Source organism: uncultured Proteiniphilum sp., from assembly GCF_937873925.1.
In the GTDB taxonomy this organism is placed as follows: domain Bacteria; phylum Bacteroidota; class Bacteroidia; order Bacteroidales; family Dysgonomonadaceae; genus Proteiniphilum.
Map to the genome: position 1 here is coordinate 1 of NZ_CALNAT010000038.1, position 21,548 is coordinate 21,548.

General features: G+C 41.2%; 13 protein-coding genes. 1 reads left to right on the plus strand and 12 read right to left on the minus strand.

The window, feature by feature from the left end; translation table 11 throughout:
- From Q0502_RS02525 to Q0502_RS02560, 8 genes are all read right to left on the minus strand, one after another.
- Positions 1-809, minus strand: an 809-nt coding sequence (locus Q0502_RS02525; protein WP_298646745.1) for a DUF4959 domain-containing protein, incomplete at its 3' end; no start/stop codon positions are given.
- Between the two features lie 38 nt (positions 810-847).
- Positions 848-2,779 (minus strand): RagB/SusD family nutrient uptake outer membrane protein, encoded by a 1,932-nt coding sequence (locus tag Q0502_RS02530; RefSeq protein WP_298646747.1) that lies wholly within the window; start codon positions 2,777-2,779, stop codon positions 848-850.
- A gap of 13 nt (positions 2,780-2,792) precedes the next feature.
- Positions 2,793-6,230, minus strand: coding sequence for a SusC/RagA family TonB-linked outer membrane protein (locus Q0502_RS02535; RefSeq protein WP_366521736.1), 3,438 nt, complete (start codon positions 6,228-6,230; stop codon positions 2,793-2,795).
- A gap of 152 nt (positions 6,231-6,382) precedes the next feature.
- Positions 6,383-7,522, minus strand: a complete 1,140-nt coding sequence (locus Q0502_RS02540; protein WP_298646749.1) for a DUF4998 domain-containing protein — start codon at positions 7,520-7,522, stop codon at positions 6,383-6,385.
- A 40-nt stretch (positions 7,523-7,562) separates the two neighbouring features.
- The gene (locus tag Q0502_RS02545) at positions 7,563-8,744 is read right to left on the minus strand and encodes a DUF4959 domain-containing protein (RefSeq protein WP_298646751.1); all 1,182 of its coding nucleotides are present in this window, start codon (positions 8,742-8,744) and stop codon (positions 7,563-7,565) included.
- Between the two features lie 44 nt (positions 8,745-8,788).
- Complete coding sequence (locus Q0502_RS02550) at positions 8,789-10,717, minus strand: RagB/SusD family nutrient uptake outer membrane protein (protein WP_298646753.1); 1,929 nt, start codon at positions 10,715-10,717, stop codon at positions 8,789-8,791.
- A gap of 20 nt (positions 10,718-10,737) precedes the next feature.
- Complete coding sequence (locus Q0502_RS02555; RefSeq protein ID WP_298646755.1) at positions 10,738-14,124, minus strand: TonB-dependent receptor; 3,387 nt, start codon at positions 14,122-14,124, stop codon at positions 10,738-10,740.
- A gap of 186 nt (positions 14,125-14,310) precedes the next feature.
- Positions 14,311-15,501 (minus strand): FecR domain-containing protein, encoded by a 1,191-nt coding sequence (locus tag Q0502_RS02560; RefSeq protein ID WP_298646757.1) that lies wholly within the window; start codon positions 15,499-15,501, stop codon positions 14,311-14,313.
- A gap of 330 nt (positions 15,502-15,831) precedes the next feature.
- On the opposite strand from Q0502_RS02560, the gene Q0502_RS02565 reads away from it, so the two are divergent.
- Positions 15,832-17,589: a PNGase F N-terminal domain-containing protein gene (locus Q0502_RS02565; RefSeq protein WP_298646759.1), complete on the plus strand. Its 1,758-nt coding sequence runs from the start codon at positions 15,832-15,834 to the stop codon at positions 17,587-17,589.
- An 11-nt stretch (positions 17,590-17,600) separates the two neighbouring features.
- Here the strand turns inward: Q0502_RS02565 and Q0502_RS02570 are convergent, their stop codons facing one another.
- The 4 genes from Q0502_RS02570 to Q0502_RS02585 form a co-directional block, all read right to left on the minus strand.
- Complete coding sequence (locus tag Q0502_RS02570) at positions 17,601-18,182, minus strand: sigma-70 family RNA polymerase sigma factor (RefSeq protein ID WP_298646761.1); 582 nt, start codon at positions 18,180-18,182, stop codon at positions 17,601-17,603.
- A gap of 329 nt (positions 18,183-18,511) precedes the next feature.
- Positions 18,512-20,530 carry a TonB-dependent receptor gene (locus tag Q0502_RS02575; protein ID WP_298646763.1) on the minus strand — a complete coding sequence of 673 codons (2,019 nt, stop codon included), beginning with the start codon at positions 20,528-20,530 and terminating at the stop codon, positions 18,512-18,514.
- A gap of 123 nt (positions 20,531-20,653) precedes the next feature.
- Complete coding sequence (locus Q0502_RS02580) at positions 20,654-20,986, minus strand: type II toxin-antitoxin system HicB family antitoxin (protein WP_298646765.1); 333 nt, start codon at positions 20,984-20,986, stop codon at positions 20,654-20,656.
- A gap of 14 nt (positions 20,987-21,000) precedes the next feature.
- A complete protein-coding gene (locus tag Q0502_RS02585; protein ID WP_366521737.1) occupies positions 21,001-21,264 on the minus strand; it encodes a type II toxin-antitoxin system HicA family toxin in 264 nt (87 codons plus the stop codon).
- Positions 21,265-21,548: the final 284 nt, after the last annotated feature.

The window sequence follows — 21,548 nt, forward strand, 5'->3', positions numbered from 1 at the left end:
ATGGAATGCGGCCAAACACCTGTTCCTCCGGGAGAACTGAAACCCTGATCACCCACTTCTCCGTCCCACATATGTTCCATTATCCAGCCATAGGTGCTTGGCTGATCACCAGGCAGTAGCACTGCTTTGAATTTCAGACGATCGAATTTCGTTTCATAAATAGGTGTCAAAGTGAAATAAAATATTTCACTTTGGTTTTCCCAACGATCCTGAATATAGATTCCAAAATTGGAAGGAATTGTATCCATACCACGGGAAGCCACATCTCCATTGACCACTGTACTGTAAAACGTTTCAATGGGTATATACTCATTGTTTTCATCTTGTCTCAGAATGACCACGGAAATCTCCGCACGGGTCGGATTTTCCCAATAAGCATGCACTCCGCCAAAATCCGCCAATAAATCCACTGTTTTACCGATAGTGGTGACAGGCGCTTCAAGTGGGGTAACCGAGACATTTACCCCGGCAGATTCATTTCTACTTCGGTCTACTGCAATTATTTTTACCTGTCTTTCCTTTGTATCGCCAAATCCTTCAACCTTGAGGGTATCTGTGTAAAGAGAAGCACGCGATTCACTCATTACTCCGTCATCCTTACGGGAATAGACGGCTTTTACATAAAGCAAATCTTCGTCTTCCGGGAGTTTATAGGTAAGGAGAGCTCCTCCCGGTATATTTTCCACTTTTACCTCTGTTACTATTCCGGGGGGAATACTATCAAGGGGTTGCATCCCTATAGATTCTTCCTTACAGGCAGATAGTAACCCGATGATGCAAACCATTAACACAATGAGATATTTTTTCATACGGTTATTTTATTTTCTTTCTTTTTAAAATCAAAAAATCACCAACCATAATTTTGGATAAGATTCTTATTGACTGATAGATTAAATTCTTTGATGGGCCAGAAATAATCTTTAATGGTAAATTTTACCGGTACTTTGGCTACGGTCACAATTTGATAAAAATCTTCCGGAGTTTCACCCATGATATTCCATCCCCGCGGTTGATTGTTCAATTCACTGATCTCTTTCCACCGCCGGAGATCCCAAAAGCGTTTGCCTTCGAATGCCAGTTCTATCATCCGTTCCTGGTGTATGATTTGACGAAGTCCATCTTTTGTATCCGGTTTATTCGGAATGGAGGAATATTTTTGCCATGATTCTTTTACTCCTTCTAAACCGACTCGTTCCCGGATCAGGTCGAGATAATAATAGATTTCCTCACTCGGCCCTTCTGCTTCATTAAGCGTTTCTGCATACATCAGATAAAGATCGGCAAGGCGAAGAATAGGAAAAGGATAATATTCAATACTATAAGAAGTTGCAGTCAATGCATCTTTAAAACTATGCATCTTTTTGACAGAATACCCGGTAATTGAATAACCACTTCCCCCTTGAAATCCTGAATGACCTAAGTTTAAGAAGTCACAGTATTTTACGGTGGAAGGAAAACTATAATACCCACTGCCAAAGTAAATTCCCTTATCGAAACCCACACTTGCATAAAAACGGGGTTCCCGGTTATAGTGCAGATACACGGTCCTTTCCCCCTCTTTTACATAATATTTTTCATCGCCCGATGATGCTTCCTCCCTGATTTTATGCCGGTTTTCATACCATCCATTATTCAACCATTGGGTATCCTCTTCAATGGGGACACCGTTTGAAGAATAATATGCTTCGACCATTTTTAATGTCGGAGCCCATTGGCTTGTTACGTTACCAATCGTTTCTGAAGATAGGCGCAAGATCCTCGCGTGTGCTTGCCTTGCAAGGAAATCCTGATCATTATTGGTACTTCCCCAAATCAATTCTTTGTTCCAACGGTCGCAGATCGCCTGTCGGTAAGTTGTTTGCAGCTTGAATGGTTCCGGAGACAAAAGGACCTGAGGATCTATCAGGTCATATAATTCTTTATGTTGTGAATGACAAGCATCAATAACTTCTTTGCAGGCATCGGCAGCCAATTTCCATTTATTTCCATCATATTCCTGGGGAAATAATTGTACGCCACGATTATCGATTAAACCTGCATAATCTTTGTTTCCGTTCATTAAGGGACTTGCTGCAAATAACAAGACTCGTGCCCGCATACCCAATGCACCCAATTTATCTATTCGGCCTGCTTCAGTCCCTTCAATGACTTCATCTACATCAGGCAAGTCCCCGGCAGCTTCCGCCATTAGATTTGTAATATACTGTACTACAGTGTCAATAGGTTCACGGTATACTTTTGTTTCGTCTGTTTCAGCGAAAACAGGGAGATTCTCATCGAGAATGGGAATAGGTCCATAGCACAAAAACAGATAAAAATGATAATACGCTTTCAGGAATTTCACTTCAGCGATCCATCTTGTTCTTTCATATTCCGTTATATCGTGTACCTTACCGATATTTTCAAGGAAAATATTGCAATCCCGGATACCTGTCCATAATGGTTTTCCGGCGTTTTCCCCATCCCAGAAATTGAGAATAGGATTGGTTAACGATTGGAATCCTCTTGCAATCAATGAATTATCCCAGTTTGGCCATCCTCCGCTTTCGTAACGTTGCCACGTTTCATCACAACCGTTCAATGCCGGGTCAGTATTGACAGATCCGATTGGCGGACGATAACTATAACAGGTGAACAAAAATTTCTCGGCTTCCGTTCTATTCCGGAATGCATAATCAATAGTTGCCACATTATCGGGAACAATATCAAGATAATCACAAGACCTGAATACAAATCCGATAATACTGAACACTAACAATATTTTATATAACTGTTTCATGAAAATCTGATTTTTAAAATGAAAATTGTACACCCAAATTATATACTTTCTGAACAGGATATCCCAATCCGTTACCTCCCATTTCAGGATCCCATAATTTGAACTTGCTAAAAGTCAAAAGATTGGTTCCGCTAAAATAGAACCGCAAGCTGGTTATTTTTGCTTTTGAAATGATCTTTGCCGGCAAAGAGTATCCCAATTCTAGGGACTTTAAGCGGAGAAATGCACCGCTCCGCATAAACCAGGTCGATCTTTGTAAATTGTTCGAAATGAGCGTCGAAGAGAGGCGGGGCCATAAAGCATATAAATTACGATTGTCTTCCGACCAGTGATCGTCTGCGTAGGCTTTTATCAAAGCATTTTGCCCGCTTATAAAAGGGGACGTTGCTTCGGCATCAATCCAGAAAGACTCACGCGCCAACCCTTGAAAGAAACAAGAGAGATCGAAATCTTTCCACCCGCCGGATAAACCGAATCCATATACAATTTCAGGGACGGTGGGGTACCCGATAGGCACCATATCCAGTTCGGTAATTTTGCCGTCCCGGTTTATATCCCTGTATTTGATATCGCCGGCCATATAATCCCTAAATTGGACCGGAGAATTACGAATTTCTTTTTCATCCACAAAAAGACGTTCAGCTACATATCCCCATTCTTGTTTTAAAGAATGACCTACATGGGATTTCCACGGCGTACCGGAATAATCCGGCTCTTCATAGATTTTAAATTCACTGGTCGCATAGGTAAAATTAGCCAACCCTGATAACCACAGGTCTTTATTGAATGAGTGATTATAGTTGAGCGATGCATCGAATCCTTTACTGGAAGCTTCACCTACATTGGCCCGAATAATAGTTTGGAGTCCCATTGTTGTTGGAACCGAACGATCCATCAAAATATTGGAACGATATTCATGAAAAACGTCCATCTGGACATCCAGGTCGTCCCAAAGCCCTATTTCCAAACCCAAGTCTATTTTTTTAGCTGTTTCCCAGGAAATAAGATCATTCGGGTAACGGGAAATGGAAATCCCGTTCAAGGTATAACCGCCTCTGTTTCCATACGTGCCGAAAGAAGATTGCCGCGAATCATCATTCATATTGACATTCGAGAGATAAAAGAAACGATCTTTTTCGTCACCGATAGCATCATTCCCCGACAAACCATAGGTCGCTTTCAGCTTCAGGTTGTTTATCCCCTTCTTCAACCGGTCACTGTAAAAATTTTCATTAGATACAATCCATCCCATACCTATTGATGGGAAAAAACCAAAACGCTCTTTTTCGGAAAAACGTTCGGATCCGTTATATCCGAAATTAAATTCGAATAAATATTTCGAATCGTAGGCATACGTGGTACGACCTGCAAGACTGATATTCCGATAGGGGAGGGATTTCTGAAGATTACCGGCATTGGCATATAATTGTTCCCGCATGGTAAATACCACTAAAGTTCCCAATTCGTGTTTTTCGGCAAATATCCTGTTCCAGTTCAATGCCGATTCAAAATAATTAGTAGAAATGACATCCTTGGTACCCTCATCGTAATTGAGGTATTCCGTTCCTGTTTTTTCATTTATTAACATTAATGTGTATTTATCATTCCCTTTATCGTATGAAGCAACCTTGTAATAAAAAGGATTATAGAACCGGGCTACGTCAAAGTAAGAATAGCGACTGATGTGGTATAAAGCCCGTATGGAAAGACCTTTGGTGATAAAATCCAGTTTTTGTTTGAGTTCAAACTGGGCATCTATCTGCGAGATCGTGTAATCCTTGTATCCTCTGGTCATATCTGCATAGGGATTATTATACTGTCCCTGATCATAATTGCCGAATAAAATGTGCTGGGTATTTGCGTTGGCTTCGTCAGGTTCATAATACGGAGGAAAAAGTACGGGATTTGTGCGCATGATTTTTTTAAATAGTTCCGAACCGCCATCAATGGGGCCGGTATAATCATCAAAAGCTCCATGAAAACGAAAGACAGCCTCAGTTGTTTTGGTGATATCAATATTTACATTGGAACGCAGCATATAACGATTCAATTGGATATTATTATTAAAATTGTTTTTGCGATCCACTTTCAGCACTCCCCCGTCATTGGTCACGCTTCCTGCCAAATAATAACGCGCAATATTTCCTCCGCCACTCACATTAAAATTCAGGCGATGATTATTGGCATAATTTTTAAACAGGATATCATACCAGTCATTTGCCGGGTATACATACGGGTTATCCCCCGCTATTGTATGCTGAATCTTATTTTGCGAATAAAGCGTTACCGCTTGTGGATCACGCGTTCTTATTGCTTCATTATGCAATTGCATGTAAGTTATAGGATCAGCCAGGTCAACCATCTTTGTCGGCATGGATACGGCCTCTTCATACCTTACGTTGATTTGTGCTTTTCCTTCTTTTCCTTCTTTCGTGGTAACTAAAATAACACCATTTGCTCCCCGGGAGCCATAAAGAGCCGTAGCAGTAGCATCTTTCATAATGGAAAAGCTGGCAATATCATCAGGTTGCATACGCGACAATTCCAAAGCAGTAACTTCATTGTTGTCAATTAAAATTAACGGATCTTTTTTGTATCCAAAGGTGGTGACCCCGCGAATAAAAAATTCAGCATTGTCCATTCCCGGCTCTCCGCTACGTTGATAAGAAATAATACCTGCCATACGACCGGCTAAAGCAGTGGTCAGGTTGCTGGAAGGAACTTTCAATTCGCCGGGATTGATTGTTGTAATTGAAGCCACAACACTTTCTTTCTTTTGCTTTCCGAAGGCAACGATCGTTACTTCTTCCAATTCACTTACTTTTTCCTTCAGTATAACATTTATTTTTGTTTGATTATTTACATCAATGGTCTGCGGTTCCAATCCGATAAAAGAAAAGGTAAGCTTATCCGTAGGTTTGACCTCAATTGAATAGTTTCCGTCGGTATCCGTGATCACACCTTTTGTTGAACCTGCAATGGTTATTGTTACGCCAGGTAGAGGATTTCCCTTTTCATCCAATACAAGTCCCGTTACTATAATTGTTTTTGGTTGGATCCGTTCTTCAATGACTTTGGAATCCACTTTCTTTTCATGGTAAACCACGATCTGTTTATCCAATATTTTGTATGTTAATCCTGTGCCTGATAGAATCTGTGTTAAGATCTCTTCTACCTTTCCCACGTTAACATTAACATCTATTTTCTTATCAATTATTTCTTCGGCGTTGTCTGAAAAAACAAAGATATAATCGCTTTTCTTTTCAATTTCTCTGCATACCTTTTTAATAGTAGTTGACTCAAACTCAAAGGTAAATACCTGTGAATAACCGTTTGATGCTGAGGAAAAGAATATGTAGAAAAACAAAAAAAATAAGGTTATTCTTATGATTTTTAGAAAATGATTTGAATTATTGAGGAGTTCTTTTTCCTCAATAGAATGTTTATTCATATCTTTTTGTATGATTTAATTATTATTGAACTAAGAAAATTAAATTATTACCTTAGCCGGACGGTATTCGCGGTATCGTTCGGCTTTTTATTCGCGTTCGCGTTTTAACTTGAATCAGTACTGATAGTAGTCATCTCAAATCAATGGCATTGTTATTGGCAATACACATCCAGTTCCCCTAAAACCATATATTTTTCAGGTCCTCTTATTCCCACGAATTTGTAATATTTTGCTTGTGTGGGTATTACCGGATATAGTTGTTCGCCTAACCTGAATCGGTCAAAGTCAAACGATCCCAAATCGGTCCATTCATTTCCATCAAGACTTACCAGGAACTGAATTTTATCCGGTCCCCTGAGGTCTACACTCCCTGTTGCTTGTTCAAACGTAGTAGCCCATACTCCAAATTGAGAAACCGTTACTTCACCGTTTAAATCAAAAGTAACGTGATGGGGATAATTAGGCCCCTCAGGAGTGGCATTACAATGCCATCGGGTTGCATCTGTCCCGTCAATTATATTTGTTACGACGTTATCACTTCCGGCATGCTGTGACGAAAAATTAACTATTTTCCATCCTTCTTTTAGAAGGGAAAAATGACTGCTTACACTCTCCTTATAATCCGTATAAAAAGTATCAACCCCCATTTGATCGGGTACATATACTGTTCGATATTTAAATTTTGTTCCACCTTTATAATCCGGAATAACAGTCTTGGAATCTTCAACCGGAACTTCCAATGTTACGTTTTTTCCTGTTTGATTAGTGTATTGTATTTCTGTATATTTGGCTCCAAGAGTTACATCTACATTACCCCAAGTTATAATTTTGTTTCTATAGATATCAGACTGCATCGAATAAACGCCTCTGTTCAATAAAGTACTTTGATAATTCTCCCCGTAAACAGTACCCGTAACTTCGTAGGGCAGGGATCTATTTCCATGTTTATCAAAACTTACCAGATTGAAAATGTAACTCTTTTCAGTCAATCCTTCAATCGTTGTTTTAAAAATATCTGTTTGACCATTGATACGGATATCCATTGAGTCTTTATTGTCATTCCAATAAATTCTGACGGTTTCTATTCTGGGAGTTTTGATATATAACTCGATCAAAATCCGATTATTACCTGTTCCGGCAGAAGCGCTGTCTACCTTTGCAGCGTAAATAGTTTCACCTTTATCCAGAAATCTGTCCGCCAACTCATTCATATCCGAACAAGAGTATCCCCAAAGGATAAGTATAACGATACCAATAATATGGATACAGCTAATTAAATATTTTAATTTCATGTGGTTATATTTTTTACGTTAATTACAAATCAAAAATCTTTTACCTGTCATCTCCATAGATTTCTATTTCTCCGATTTGAAAATTATCTCCTCCTGCCCATGTTTGTGTAACTAAAAAACGTAAATAACGAACCGGCGGATTTGTGGGCGAATTGGTAAAATCCTCACCGTTAGTCGCTACATATATATCTTCATCGGTGTTCTGTCCTAAAGGTAATCCTGAGGGTTTTACGGAAACGCAGTCCATCAATAGCGTCCAGCTATCCCAGCCTCCGGAATAATCGAGTGTCTCGCAACCATAAACCTGAAACTTCCGTAGATTTCCTTCTCCCCAGATATACGGTTTAAGGGACGTACGCTGAAATATCCTGATTCGACTGATTTTACCGGTTATCCCTATATCCATCGTGGCACTATGCGGCCAAATTCCAGTGCCGCCTGTTGTACTGAAACATGGATCTCCGTTATTATTACCATCCCACATTCTATGCATCTCAAAACCGGAAACTTGAGAAGCATCTCCCGCCAAATCTACTTTGGCAAACTTAAGCCTGTCGAATTTGGTTTCGTAAATCGGGGTCAGGGTATAATATTTTTGTTCGCTTGTATTTCCCCATCGATCTTCCGCATACATAGCAAAGTCGTAAGGTATGGTATCCATTCCTCTGATTGTACCTTCACCGGCGCTCCTTGAACTATAGAATGTTTCCAAAGGAACATATTCTTCATTATGGTCTTTTGTTAAAACTGCAATCGCAATATCCACCTTGTTGGGATTGTCCCAATAGGCGTGCACTCCACCAAAATCCTGGATTAAATTTAAAGACTCTCCGATGTTCAATACATCGGGACTAAGCGGTGATATACTTACAGTCACTGCCGACGACTCATTCTGACTACGGTCCACAGCCATCAGCCTTACCTGTCTTTCCTTCATATCGCCAAAACCTACAACAACTAATGAGTCGACATACACCGAAGCCCTGGTGTCTATTTCAATGCTATCTTTCAGGTAATAAAGGGCTTTCACATAGAGCAAATCTTCGTCATCAGGCAAGGTATAGTGAATAATGGCGCCTCCGGATATATTCCGCACAGTTACATTTGTTACAGGATTGGGTGGATTACTGTCTACCGGTTGCTGTCCTATGGATTCCTCCTGACAGGCGTATAATAATCCGATGACGTAAATTATTAAAATATTAAAATATTTACTTTTCATACACAATATTTTGTAATCAACTTAATTCATATTAAAATCAAAAATCACCAGCCGTAATTTTGCACCAGATTCTTATTAACCAACAGGTCAGATTCCTTAATAGGCCACAAATAGTCCTTTACCGTAAAATCCGGTTTATCCTTCGATAAGGTAGTGATATTATAAAAGTCTTCGGTGGTTTCACCCATTATATTCCATCCCTGGACAGGTTCATTCAAAACAGATATTTGTTTCCAACGCCGGATATCCCAAAATCTTTTTCCTTCAAAAGCCAGTTCAATGGTACGTTCCTGTTGGATGATCTTTCTTAACCCATCTTTTGTATCAGGTTTACCGGGATTGGAAGAATATTTTTGCCATGATTGTTTTACCCCTTCCAAACCAGCCCGGGCTCTGACCTGATCCAAATAGGAGAAAACTTCTTCATTCGGTCCTTCAACTTCATTAAGCGCTTCTGCATACATTAAATATAAGTCGGCCAAACGTAGGATCGGAAAAGGAAAATATTCAGGGTCGGAGGTCAGACTGTATTGTTGTACATTTTTAAAATGGTGTAATTTCTTTATAGCGTAACCGGAGATGGAATAACCGCTACCCCCCTGATAACCGGAATGACCTTTATTCAAAAAATCGCAATACTTCACATTCGACGGAAAGTTGTAATACCCGCTTCCAAAGTAGATCCCTTTATCAAAGCCCACACTGGCATAAAAGCGGGGTTCCCTGTTGTAATGCAGGTAAACGGTTTTTTCACCTTCTTTTACATAGTATTTTTCATCGCCTGTCGATGCCTGTTCTCTAATTTTATAGCGATCTTGATACCATCCGCTGTTTTGCCAGTCTTTATCTTCCTCAATGGGGACTCCGTTCGATGAGTAGTAACGATCTACTATTTTTAAAGTAGGAGCTATTTCGCTCATACAATGATTCAGCATGTCCGCATTTAATCGTACTATTCTTGGTGTGGTATATTGTGCCAGGTATCTGTGATCATTCTTGGTATTGCCCCATATCAGTTCTTTGTTCCATCGGTCACAGATTGCCTGACGATATGTTGTTTGTAATTGGAATATTTCGTGCTGGTTCATTGTTTCTGAGGCTACCTCATCATATAAGGCTTTCCCTTGTTCATGGCAGGCATCAATCGCTTCTTTACAGGCATCGGCAGCCACTTTCCATTTATTTTCATCATATTCCTGCGGAAACAGTTGGACACCCCTGTTATCTATCAGACTGGCATAATCGGTATTCCCGTTGAATAAAGGGCTTGCCGCAAAAAGCAATACTTCCGCTCTCATGGTCAAAGCTACCAGTTTATCCACACGTCCTGCCTCCGTTCCTTCAATAATCTCACTGGCATCGGGAAGATCTTCAGATGCTTCCAGCATTAGATCGGCAATGTATTGAACCACCTTGTCCACAGGTTCTCTATATACCTGTACTTTTTCTACACTGGCGGATACAGGGATGTTGACATCCATAATCGGAATAGGGCCGTAAAGCTTAAAAAGAACATAGTGGTAATATGCTTTCAGGAATTTCACTTCGCCAATCCATCTCGCCTTTTCATATTCTGTCATATCGTGTACCTTGTCGATATTCTCAAGAAAAATATTACATCTCCGGATATCTTTCCACCGGATCCCGAACCACTCATAAAGCGGGTTATCGGCATTTTGTTCTCCCCTGGCAATTCTGGAGTTTAAAAAAGTAGGCCATCCGCCTTCCGCTATGATATATCGTTGCCAGCTTTCGTCACAGCCGTTCATGGCAGGATCGCCATCTATCGATCCGATGTTTGGCCTTCCCGAATAGCAGGTATACAGATACTTTTCTGCTTCCGTTCTATTGCGGAAGGCATAATCGATAGTAGCTATATTATCGGGAACGATATCTAAAAAATCACAGGATACTATATTTGAAAATAGAATTATGATGATTAGAATGTATTTATTGTTATTAGTTGCCTTCATATTATAAAAGATTATATTGTTTAAAACGATAATTGCATGCCGATATTAAACACCTTTTGAACGGGGTAACCTAATCCTTCACCTGCCATTTCAGGATCCCACAATTTAAATTTACTAAGAGTAAGTAAATTAGTCCCGGAAAAATAGATACGTAAATTATCCATCCTTATTCTGGAAGCTAATCTTTCAGATAATGTGTATCCGAATTCGAGAGATTTTAAGCGAAGGAACGTACCGTCACGTAAAAACCAGGTGGAACCTCTATTATTATTCTCTACATGTACCGGTGAAAGTCGTGGCCATAATGCGTAGATATTTCTGTTATCTTCCGACCAATGATCATCTGCGTAGGCTTTTATCAAAGCATTTTGCCCATCAATAAATGGTGCGGTACTCTCTGAATTTATATAAAAAGATTCGCGCGCCAGCCCTTGGAAAAAGAAGGAAAGATCCCATTGTTTCCATCCGGTTGACAATCCGAAACCATATACGATTTCAGGGCTTGAGGGATATCCGATAGGTGCAATATCCAATTCATTGATTTTACCGTCTCCGTTCAGATCTTTGTATTTTATATCTCCTGCCATGTAATCTCCAAATTGTGTGGGCGAATTTCGAACTTCTTCTTCATCTACAAAAAGACGTTCCGCTATATACCCCTGGATTAAATTCAGGGAATATCCCTCACGTGATTTCCATGGAGCCGTTGGATAAGACGGTTCTTCATATACCAAATATTTGCTGGTAGCGTAGGTGAAATTTCCCATTCCGGTAATCCAAAAATCCTTATTGAACGAATGATTCAAATTCAGCGATAGATCGCATCCCTGACTTTCAGCTTCACCTACATTTGCACGAAGTTTAGCTTCAAGTCCCATGGTTGCGGGAATATGCGCCCTCTCCATCAAAATATTGGTTCGTTTTTCTTTAAAAAACTCAACTTGTAAGTCCACTTTTCCCCAAAATCCGGCTTCTAAAGCCAGATTTGTTTTTCTTGCAGTTTCCCACGTAATATCTTCATTGGCATACCTTGAAACCGATATCCCCGATAATTTTCTTCCGCCGGCATTTCCATAAGTACCAAAAGATGAACCCAGATCGCCGTTATCCATATTCACATTGGAAAGATAAAAGAACCGGTCGTTGGCGTCGCCGATAGCGTCATTTCCCGACAAGCCATATGTTGCTCTCAACTTCAGATGATTGATCGTTTTTTTTAATGGTTCCGTATAAAAATTTTCATTAGATATAATCCATCCCGTACCTATCGAGGGGAAAAAGCCAAAACGTTCTTTTTGGGAGAAACGCTCGGATCCGTTGTATCCGAAATTAAATTCGAATAAATATTTCGAATCGTAGGCATACGTGGCACGTCCTGCCCAGTTTAAATTCCGGTATGGAAGAGATTTTTGAAGATCTCCGGCATTTGCTGCCAATTGATTTCTCAACGTGAAAACCAGCAGGGCGCCTAATTCGTGTTTTTCATTAAAGTTGCGATACCAATTCAATCTACTTTCAAAATAAGTTGTAGAAGTTATGTCCTTTCCACCTTCATGATAACCGAGATATTCCGTTCCGTCGGTTTCATTGATCGGTTTACTTAACGTATATGTATCTGTCTTTTTCTCATATTTTGCTACTTCGTAAAAAAACGGTTTGTAATTTCTTCCAACACTAAAATGAGAATATCGGCTTGTGTTGAATAACGCATTGAATGCAAGTCCCTGGGTGATAAAATCCAGTTTCTGATCCAACTCGAACTGCGCCAACATTTGTGCAGTGGTGTAATGCTTATAGCCCCTGACCATTCCTGCATAGGGATTATGGTATTGTCCCTGATCATAATTACCGAATAAAATGTGTTGGGTATTTTGGTTGGCTTCGTCCGGTTCGTAATACGGAGGGAAAAGAACGGGATTCGTAGCCATCACTTCTTTGAACACTGCCGCTCCTCCATCCATAGGCCCCGAGTAATCATCAAATGAACCGGACATACGGGCAATAACTTCGGTTGTTTTTGAAACGTTGACTATAATATTGGTTCGAAGTGTATATCTGTTTAAATTGACATTACTGTTGAAATTATTTCGTTTGTCAACATTCAAAACTCCGTTATCATTAATAACACTTCCTGCCATATAATAACGCGCAATATTTCCGCCGCCGCCCACACTGAAATTCAGACGGTGATTATTGGTGTAATCTTTAAACAGAATGTCATACCAATCCGTTGTAGGATATACATACGGATTGGTTCCCGCTATCGTATTCGCTATTTTATGTTCGGAGTACATGCTGGAACCCAACGGATTTCGCGTTTTAATGGCTTCGTTATGTAAACGCATGTATGTAATGGGGTCAGCCAACTCAACCATTCTCGTCGGCATGGATACGGCCTCTTCATACCTTACGTTGATTTGTGCTTTACCTTCATGCCCCCCCTTCGTTGTAATCAAAATAACACCATTTGCTCCCCTGGAGCCATAAAGCGCACTGGCGGTAGCATCTTTTAGAATGGAAAAACTGGCAATATCATCAGGCTGCATACGAGCCAAATCTTCAGTGCTGGATTCATTATTATCAATTAAAATCAGAGGATCTTTCTTATATCCGAAAGTAGTTACCCCACGTATAAAAAATTCGGCATTATCCTGCCCGGGTTCTCCACTCCTTTGGTAGGCTATTATGCCGGCCATACGACCTGCTAAAGCGGTTGTCAGGTTGCTGGAAGGAATTTTCAATTCGCCGGGATTAATTGTTGTAATTGAAGCCACAACACTTTCTTTCTTTTGTTTTCCGAATGCCACCACCGTTACCTCTTCCAATTCACTTACTTTTTCCTTCAGTATAACATTTATTTTTGTTTGATTATTTACATCAATCGTTTGCGGTTCCAATCCGATAAAAGAAAAGGTAAGCTTATCGGTAGGTTTGGCCTCAATTGAATAGTTTCCGTCGGTATCCGTAATCACACCTTTTGTTGAACCTGCGATGATTATTGTTACGCCAGGTAAAGGATTTCCCCTTTCATCCAATACAACCCCCGTTACTATGATTGTTTTTTGTTGGGTCGGTTCTTCAATGACTTTGGAATCCGCTTTCTTTTCATGGTAAACCACGATCTGTTTATCCAATATTTTATATGTAAGTCCGGTATTGAAAAAAATAATATCCAAAATTTCTGTGACATTTTTTGAATTGGCGTCAACATCCACTTTCTTGTTGATCATTTTTTCGCTGTCATCCGAAAAAACGAAAATAAAGTCACTATTTTTTTCAATTTCCTTACACACTTCTTTTATTGAGGCTGATTTTAGATTGAGAGTAAATTCAGCTCCCTGTGAATAACCAGTGGCAGCCTGCGAAAAGAAAATGCCGAACAACAAAAAGAATAAGGTTATTCTCATGATTTTTAGGAAATGTTGTAAATTATTGAGAAGTTCTTTTTCCTCAATAGAATGTTTATTCATATTTTTGTATGATTTAATTATTATTGAACTAAGAAAATTAAATTATCACCGGTCGGACGATATTCGCGGTATCGTTCGACCTTTTTTTGTTTTCCACTTTATTTATCCATAGGCAATATGAGTTTAAAAGGATTCATTGGTAATAAATATCTGATTTGCTGTTCTCGTATAGGCTGTGGAAGATAATAAACCTATAGTTGTCATCACGTTATCCAGATTGTCGGATAAATATATTTTTCCTGTACAGGTTCGCTTCTGCAGGTTTACATCTTTTTCAAAATCGAACGAAAGGTTATAATATCTGCCGATCTGCTGCAATACTTCGGTCATCGGTGTCTTGTCGAAAGAAAGATAGCCATCCTTCCAACTGATAAATTGATTTACCTCGACTTTTTGTGTGTCGAATGTGCCGCTCGCGGAATAAACGGCTTTTTCACTGGGTGTTATAAAGAACTCCTTCTGGCTTTTCGATTGCAGACTGACACTCCCTTCCACTAACACTACGGAGTGCGGTGAACCGGAATAGTTTGAAATATTGAATTTTGTTCCATAAACCTTTACATTGAAATCGGCGGTCTGTATATAGAACGGTTTTTCTTTATCATGAACCGCTTCTATATACATCTCTCCTGATGTCAGGCGTATTTCCCGTTTCTTACCGCTGAATTGCGCCGGAAATTCGAGTACAGATCCGGAATTGAGCCAAATCCTAGTGCCATCGGCGAGGGTAAGGGTGGAGCGTTTACCGTAAGGAACAACCAGTGAATTAAGCTTATCCCGGGCGATTTGGATTTTACTGGTCTCCTTATTGCCTTGTACAATTTCGGCAGTCCCTTCTCCAGTGAGTGTGACCTCTACATCATCCTGGAATAAAATGGCTTCCCCGCTTGTAATAAGTTGGATATCCTCATTATTCAACAATTCTCCTACAATAAGTTCTTTATCGGGGGAAAGAATGTGCGCCGGTGAAGGAGAAAACAATTTGATTCCAATTACAATCAATACAATGGCAGCAGCGGAAGCCGATGCAAACCAAAAAAACCTGCGCTGCTTTATCTTATTCTCTTGCCGGATGGTCTTTTGAATTCTCTCAAGTAGTTCTATACGTTCATTTTCATTCAAAGTGTTTTTATTCAATCCCTCTTTTCTCAGATAGATGATTGCTTGTTGCAACTCTTTCTCTAACTCCGGATGCTGCCTGAAAAACTCCTCCCAATAGCTGTTCAGTGTTTCATCCGGCATCAATTGCCATTGGAGAAATTGTCTGTTTTTTAAAAGATCCGTATAACCGGTATAAATATTGTCCGTTTTCATTCGGGTATTTATTATCGTATGCTAAAAAAGATAGATTGAAAAGCACCCTTATCTATATAAAAAGACGATCCCGGATTTTGGATATACCCTTTATTTAAAAAAATCTTGTTATTTTAACATTTCGAGGAATAAAAGTGGGGTAAAAACAGGGAGATTGATAGAGCGACGTGAAACTTTTCCCTAAATTTGCACCATGAAACGGGCATATAAGTCGATTTAGTGATGTGATGATGTAACGATTTGATAATTATCGATCAACAAATCGATGAATCGTTAAATTAACGGATTGGCCCGGTTCCGTACACCGAAATATAACAATAAAATATTTGTATGAAAGGAGCGATATTCATATTTGTGACGGGATTGCTGGCTGTTGCCGCGGTAATTGCTTCAGAAACGGCGACAGCTAGCGGGAGAGATGCTTTTGATGGAGAGCAACAATCACAAATAAAGAAGACCAAAAGAGATTATAAAACGATCCGGATTACCTATCCGATGGGTTCAAGAGAGGGTGCTTCTGCTCCCAAGATCGTCATGGAGATATCGGATCATTGGGCACGCATTACCACCGTCTCCAACAGGATAGATCCCGATGCACCGGTACAGGCGACCTATCTCGATTACAATACGGGAAGAGAGATTAAAACAGCCCTCCTGAAAGGAGATGAATCGATCTATACCGTCCGTTCGTTTACGCTCAACGAGGGTCTTGAATTTCTGGATGAGACGGAGATGATTGCCGGTTACAAATGTAAGAAAGCAAAAACCGTGATAAACTCCAACACCCTGGAGGTGTGGTACACTACCGAATTGGGTATGTATGGTTCCGTGCAACCGGGAGTTGCGATCCCCGACGGAGTTGTCCTGAAAGTGGTAAGAAACGGTAATCCTGCAGCGGTGGCAAGTGAGGTTGAGCTACTCAACCAAAAGACAGCGCTGGAACCAGTGCTGGAAGGAGTTGAACTGAAAGCATCGGCTTTCAACTTCAGAATCCAACAGAGCCGGGTGATCGCGGTCAGCGTATTTGATCATGAAAGCATCTACTTCAGGGATATTCCCAAAGTGACCCGGCTGGATGATGAAAAAATACTCCGGTTTGCCAACGGATCAATCCTGATGAGAAAGGTGAAACTTCCCGAAGAGAATACGGGTTACTCCATCTTTGCCGAATTATCCCATTACTCGGAGGGAGATGCTTACGACCGTACCGGATCTGTCTTTGTAATCCCCACCGAAAGGGAACGCTCCTTCTTCGATGGCCTTCTCCATGGCAAGGAGAGCCTCCCCGTATATCATGACAAGGATGGGAAACCGTACGAGGGAATGGTCGTTACCGGTGACTATCTTCCCCCGCTTGAGTTGATGCGCTTCTACACTTCATTTGGGGTACGCGGGTACAACCATATTGAAGTGGCGGATTACAATTGGCCCGATTCTGTGGTTTTCAGGCAGGAGGTTACCGATTATGCCCCCATTCTTAAGGGTGAAGTGTGGGTAGGAGCGTGGATCGGAAACTACGTGCACGACGGGCACAATGTCACGCTCGACATCAAATATTACCCGCAATCGGTGAATAAAGCCAAAGAGGTTTATCCGCTCTTTGCCACGGTCAACATTATGGAGATGGCCGGTCAGGCCTATCCCGAAAATATGTTCCGGAACGACTCGCTTACCGTTAATTTTACGATCGACAAGGATCTGAAAGATGGATATATCCGCTACATATCCACGGGACATGGGGGTTGGGGCGGTGGAGACGAGTTCAACCCCAAACTGAACGAGATCTTCCTGAACGGAGAGCGAATTATTGCCTATACCCCCTGGAGGGAGGATTGTGGCAGCTATCGGGAACTCAATCCCGCCTCAGGTAACTTCGCGAACGGACTCTCTTCATCCGACTTAAGCAGATCGGGTTGGTGTCCCGGAACCGTAAGTTATCCGGTCTATATCCAGGTAGGGAACCTGAAGGCAGGGGAACATCAGCTTAAGATTGCCATTCCCGTGGGTGATCCTGCCGGTACCGGCTCCAGTTACTGGTGTATTTCCGGTGTACTGGTCGGTGATGCGGATGACAACCCGCCCGACTGATTGTAAGCATACTATCTAAGGGTAAGAAGAAAATAGGAATGGTAGCCCAGAAGAAAAAAGATACCGTACTTCTCCCGGAGGCTGAGGATGGCTTTAGATACCAGTTTACGGCAGCCGTGGACAGAGATGTGAAGTAATTCGGCTATTTGATCGTAATCATATTCCTGTACATAGCGGAGGTAGATAATTTCGCGTTGCCGGTCGGTGAGAGAACTGAGCATCTGTTCGATCCCTGTTTTTATCTGTACCTGTTCTTCTTTTTCGATCATCAGTTCTTCCACATTCACTGGTATATTGAAAGGTATTTGCAGGGTAGGATCTATATCTTCCAGTCCGATATGTTCCTTTAGATTTTTGTGAATATCCAGAAGCCTGTTTTTTAATGATTTGAAAAGATAGAATTTAATGTTGGAGATGTTGTCCAACTTGTCGCTGCCGGTCGTGACCTTTATAAAAACATCGTGAATTGCATCTTTTACGATCTCACTTTCAAAACCGAGATAGCAGCCGTATGTGAACAGGTCGTCCACATACAGGGTATAAATGGAAGCAATATCTTTCTCTTTTTTCACTGATTCTACAGGATCCCTCATATGATTGAATTGCAAAATAAGCGAAAAATATCGGAATAAAAAATATTATCTTTTCTCTAAAATCCCGTCAAGGCACATTTACTTCATAATCTTCGGAAGCAAACCTATTCCGTAAAGCGAATGTTGAAAAATCCGTTATCTTCACGATAATCGGACACGGACGTACGGATGACTTTACTTTTTTCGATATGGTAAAGATAATGGTTTTGCATTAATTGGAACGAAAAATGTATTATATATAAAACGCTGCTACAGGCTGGATAGTATGCCATAGCACGGCAAAACTATCCGTTTACCTGTAGCAGCGCTGCATTCTTAGGGAATTAATTTTAAAATTGTATACTTGCTCCGCCCGATAACCAAAACCCCGGCTGGGGGATATTGCCGAAATCGACATGCGTGGCGTTGAAAATGTTGTTTGCGTTGACAAACAGGTCGACGCGGGGGAACTTGTAGTTGGCTTTTATATCCACAAGGGAGAAGGGGGCAAAATCCACCTGTTCGCCGGGTTGCAGATCGATATACTGCACATAGGAACCGGCCCTTTCCTGCCAGCGGAAATTCCATGAAAGGGTGAGGTTTCTCACTACATCGTGATGCAGTGCGGCGGTGAATTTATGCCGGAGATGGTTCAATGTATAATTGGAGATCAATTCATCTTCTACCATATTTTGGTGAAGATGCATATATCCCATATTGAAGGAACGGAAGGGCTGACCGCTTCCAAACCACTCTTTCAGATCCAGACCCACGGTAGCTTCCAATCCCTTTGTATTGATCTTTGTATGGTTCATCGACTGCCATAGTGCCTCGGGAGACGGTTTTACCCAGTCGATCATATTCCTTCCTTTCACATAAAAAGCGGCAATACTGCCTCTTACGATACGATGGATGTATTTTGCCCCGGCCTCGAATGCTTCGGACAATTCGGCCTCAAGGTTGCTGTTACCGGTATGGGTGGCAGTCGTATAGTAGAGGTCGGTGAAGGTGGGCATACGGGTGGCTTTGTTCCACGAGGCATAAATCCTGAGCGGCTCTAAAGGCCTGTATGATGCGTTCAGTGCAGGGTATAGGTCGAATTTATTTACTACTGCCGTATTATGGTTCAGCAGGCCACCGACGGAAAGGGTGAATTTGTCGAAGATAAAATTGTGCTCCAGGAAATAGCTGATGTTGGTGCGGTTATCCGAATGGGTGTACTTCCCGATAGTATCCTCCATTGGTTTACCCAGTACATTACTCAGAATGCCTTCATTGCGGAACTCGCCTCCAAAACCGGTGATCCCCCACCGCGAGGCGTACTGCATATTAAGGTTCATACCGAAGACATCGCTCCGGTGATAATTGTGGTTCTTGTACCAGTCGGGTACGTCGGGAGTACCTTCCCTGATAAGTTGAAATTCGTCATAGTGGCGGCTCCAATAGATATGTGGTATGAATTTGAGCCGTCCGTTGGTCTCACCACGGATGGAAGCAAAAACGCCCCGTGTATCGTCGAACTGGTTGGGATAGGCGGCTGTATAGAAGGTGTTGGCGCCCTGTTTTTTATCGTTCAATCCTGCCTGAAGATCGAGATTAGATCCATTGATATTGAATCGGCTTTGCCAGAGCAGATTCCAGATGTTATAGTCACTGTTCCGGATATATCCGTCCGAATGTTTGTATCCTGCCGATAGTGTATGCAGGGAGTTGTCTGCTTTGTAGGCGCTTCTTGCTTCAGCACCGAAGAGCCCGTACATACCACCCTCTAATTTTGCGAAACCGTTCGATTCGGTATCCTTCCGGGTGATGATATTCACACCGCCGGAAAAAGCACTTGCTCCGTAGACCAGTGAAGATGGCCCCTGTACGATCTCGATGCGTTCGATATCGGAAAGGTTGATGGGAATGTTAAAACTGTAATGTCCTGTGTGGGGATTGGTGAGGTTTACACCGTTGAGGAGGATGGCTGTCTGATCGAATGATCCGCCGCGAAGTGAGATGTCCGCCTGTACGCCGTGCGGCCCGCGTTGCAGGATATCTACACCTGCCACATAGTTCAAAAGATCTTCAATACTGCGAACGGGCGCCCGCTCAATTTCCCGTCTCGAGATAACGGTTACCTGCCTGGCTGCCAGATTCAACGGCAGTTCGACCCTGGAAGCGGTAACCACCACTTCATCCAGCTCTGTCAGAGGAATGGAGTCTGTGGATGTTTCGGTATATGTCCGTTCCGTCGGTTCAACCGATGCCGCATGGGCGCTTAACAACGTACAACCGGACAGTACGCCGATCGTAACTGCCTTATGGAGGCTGTTGAAAGCACTGTACGACTTCCGGGCGAATCGTTTGAAACGAAATACCTTCATCGTGTTTAATTGTTTTTTGCGCATATTTTATTTGGTTTTGTAAGAATGCGGTGCAAAGGTATGAATTTATCATTTACAGACCTTTGTCCCGCACTCATATTTAGTCACCGGACTTTAATATTGTTACATCACAGCCCTTGTCAATATTTCTTTCACGAAAGCGTTTATCGAAATCCCTTCCTGTTGTGCCAATGTAGCAATGCGGGCATGCACATCGGATGAAATACGTACGTTGAATGTACCACTATAAGGCTTTTGAGGTTTCTTTCCCATCTCCCTGCATCCTTCCAGATAACTGTCAATCCCAGCACTGAAATCGGTTTGTAACTCTGAAAGTGTTTCCCCTTCATATGTAATACTGTCGACATTCATTCCGAGGACTTTTCCAATCAGACAATTATCTTCTTTATTATATTCAACTGTACCGGTATAACCTTTATATTCCAAATTATCCATAATTGTAATTCTTATTATAATGAAATTATCCGAGCATTGATAAGTTTTTCCAATACATCTTTCATGACACCGGATTTTATTACATTTGACGGATGTGGCCGGTGTAAATCGATGATACTTTGTTTTTCTTTATTTTGAAATCTGACACGCGACCCGGAAGTACGTCCTTTTTGACTTTCTACATATCCGAGCGAAACAAGTAATGAAATCATTTCTTGATAGGTAAAGTCTTTCGGCTGCTTCACAAATCGCCGTATCAGTTTCTCCTTACGACTCATATTATTTCAGTGTAACTGATTTCAGTTACAAATATATTAAATGTTTTCCAATTTACAAAATATATCAATTAATTTTTGCAAGTATATTCTTGCAGATTGATGAAAATGGTATACCGGTTGCGTTGAGTTTATACTGCGGATCGGGAAATAAAACTTATTAAATGGCGGTATGAGTGGTTAAAATGCAAAAAAGGAGAAATGTACGTTCCCGTACTTGCGTTCTTCTTTAAAATTCGGGAGATGTGAGAAGTGGTGATTTTTGGAGTGTTCCATGACAAAAAATC

What these genes read in the sequence shown, in the direction of transcription:
- Q0502_RS02530 (WP_298646747.1), bottom strand. Translation starts at nt 2,779, where the DNA reads ATGAAACAGTTATATAAAATATTGTTAGTGTTCAGTATTATCGGATTT.
- Q0502_RS02535 (WP_366521736.1), bottom strand. Translation starts at nt 6,230, where the DNA reads ATGAATAAACATTCTATTGAGGAAAAAGAACTCCTCAATAATTCAAAT.
- Q0502_RS02540 (WP_298646749.1), bottom strand. Translation starts at nt 7,522, where the DNA reads ATGAAATTAAAATATTTAATTAGCTGTATCCATATTATTGGTATCGTT.
- Q0502_RS02545 (WP_298646751.1), bottom strand. Translation starts at nt 8,744, where the DNA reads ATGAAAAGTAAATATTTTAATATTTTAATAATTTACGTCATCGGATTA.
- Q0502_RS02550 (WP_298646753.1), bottom strand. Translation starts at nt 10,717, where the DNA reads ATGAAGGCAACTAATAACAATAAATACATTCTAATCATCATAATTCTA.
- Q0502_RS02555 (WP_298646755.1), bottom strand. Translation starts at nt 14,124, where the DNA reads ATGAGAATAACCTTATTCTTTTTGTTGTTCGGCATTTTCTTTTCGCAG.
- Q0502_RS02560 (WP_298646757.1), bottom strand. Translation starts at nt 15,501, where the DNA reads ATGAAAACGGACAATATTTATACCGGTTATACGGATCTTTTAAAAAAC.
- Q0502_RS02565 (WP_298646759.1), top strand. Translation starts at nt 15,832, where the DNA reads ATGAAAGGAGCGATATTCATATTTGTGACGGGATTGCTGGCTGTTGCC.
- Q0502_RS02570 (WP_298646761.1), bottom strand. Translation starts at nt 18,182, where the DNA reads ATGAGGGATCCTGTAGAATCAGTGAAAAAAGAGAAAGATATTGCTTCC.
- Q0502_RS02575 (WP_298646763.1), bottom strand. Translation starts at nt 20,530, where the DNA reads ATGAAGGTATTTCGTTTCAAACGATTCGCCCGGAAGTCGTACAGTGCT.
- Q0502_RS02580 (WP_298646765.1), bottom strand. Translation starts at nt 20,986, where the DNA reads ATGGATAATTTGGAATATAAAGGTTATACCGGTACAGTTGAATATAAT.
- Q0502_RS02585 (WP_366521737.1), bottom strand. Translation starts at nt 21,264, where the DNA reads ATGAGTCGTAAGGAGAAACTGATACGGCGATTTGTGAAGCAGCCGAAA.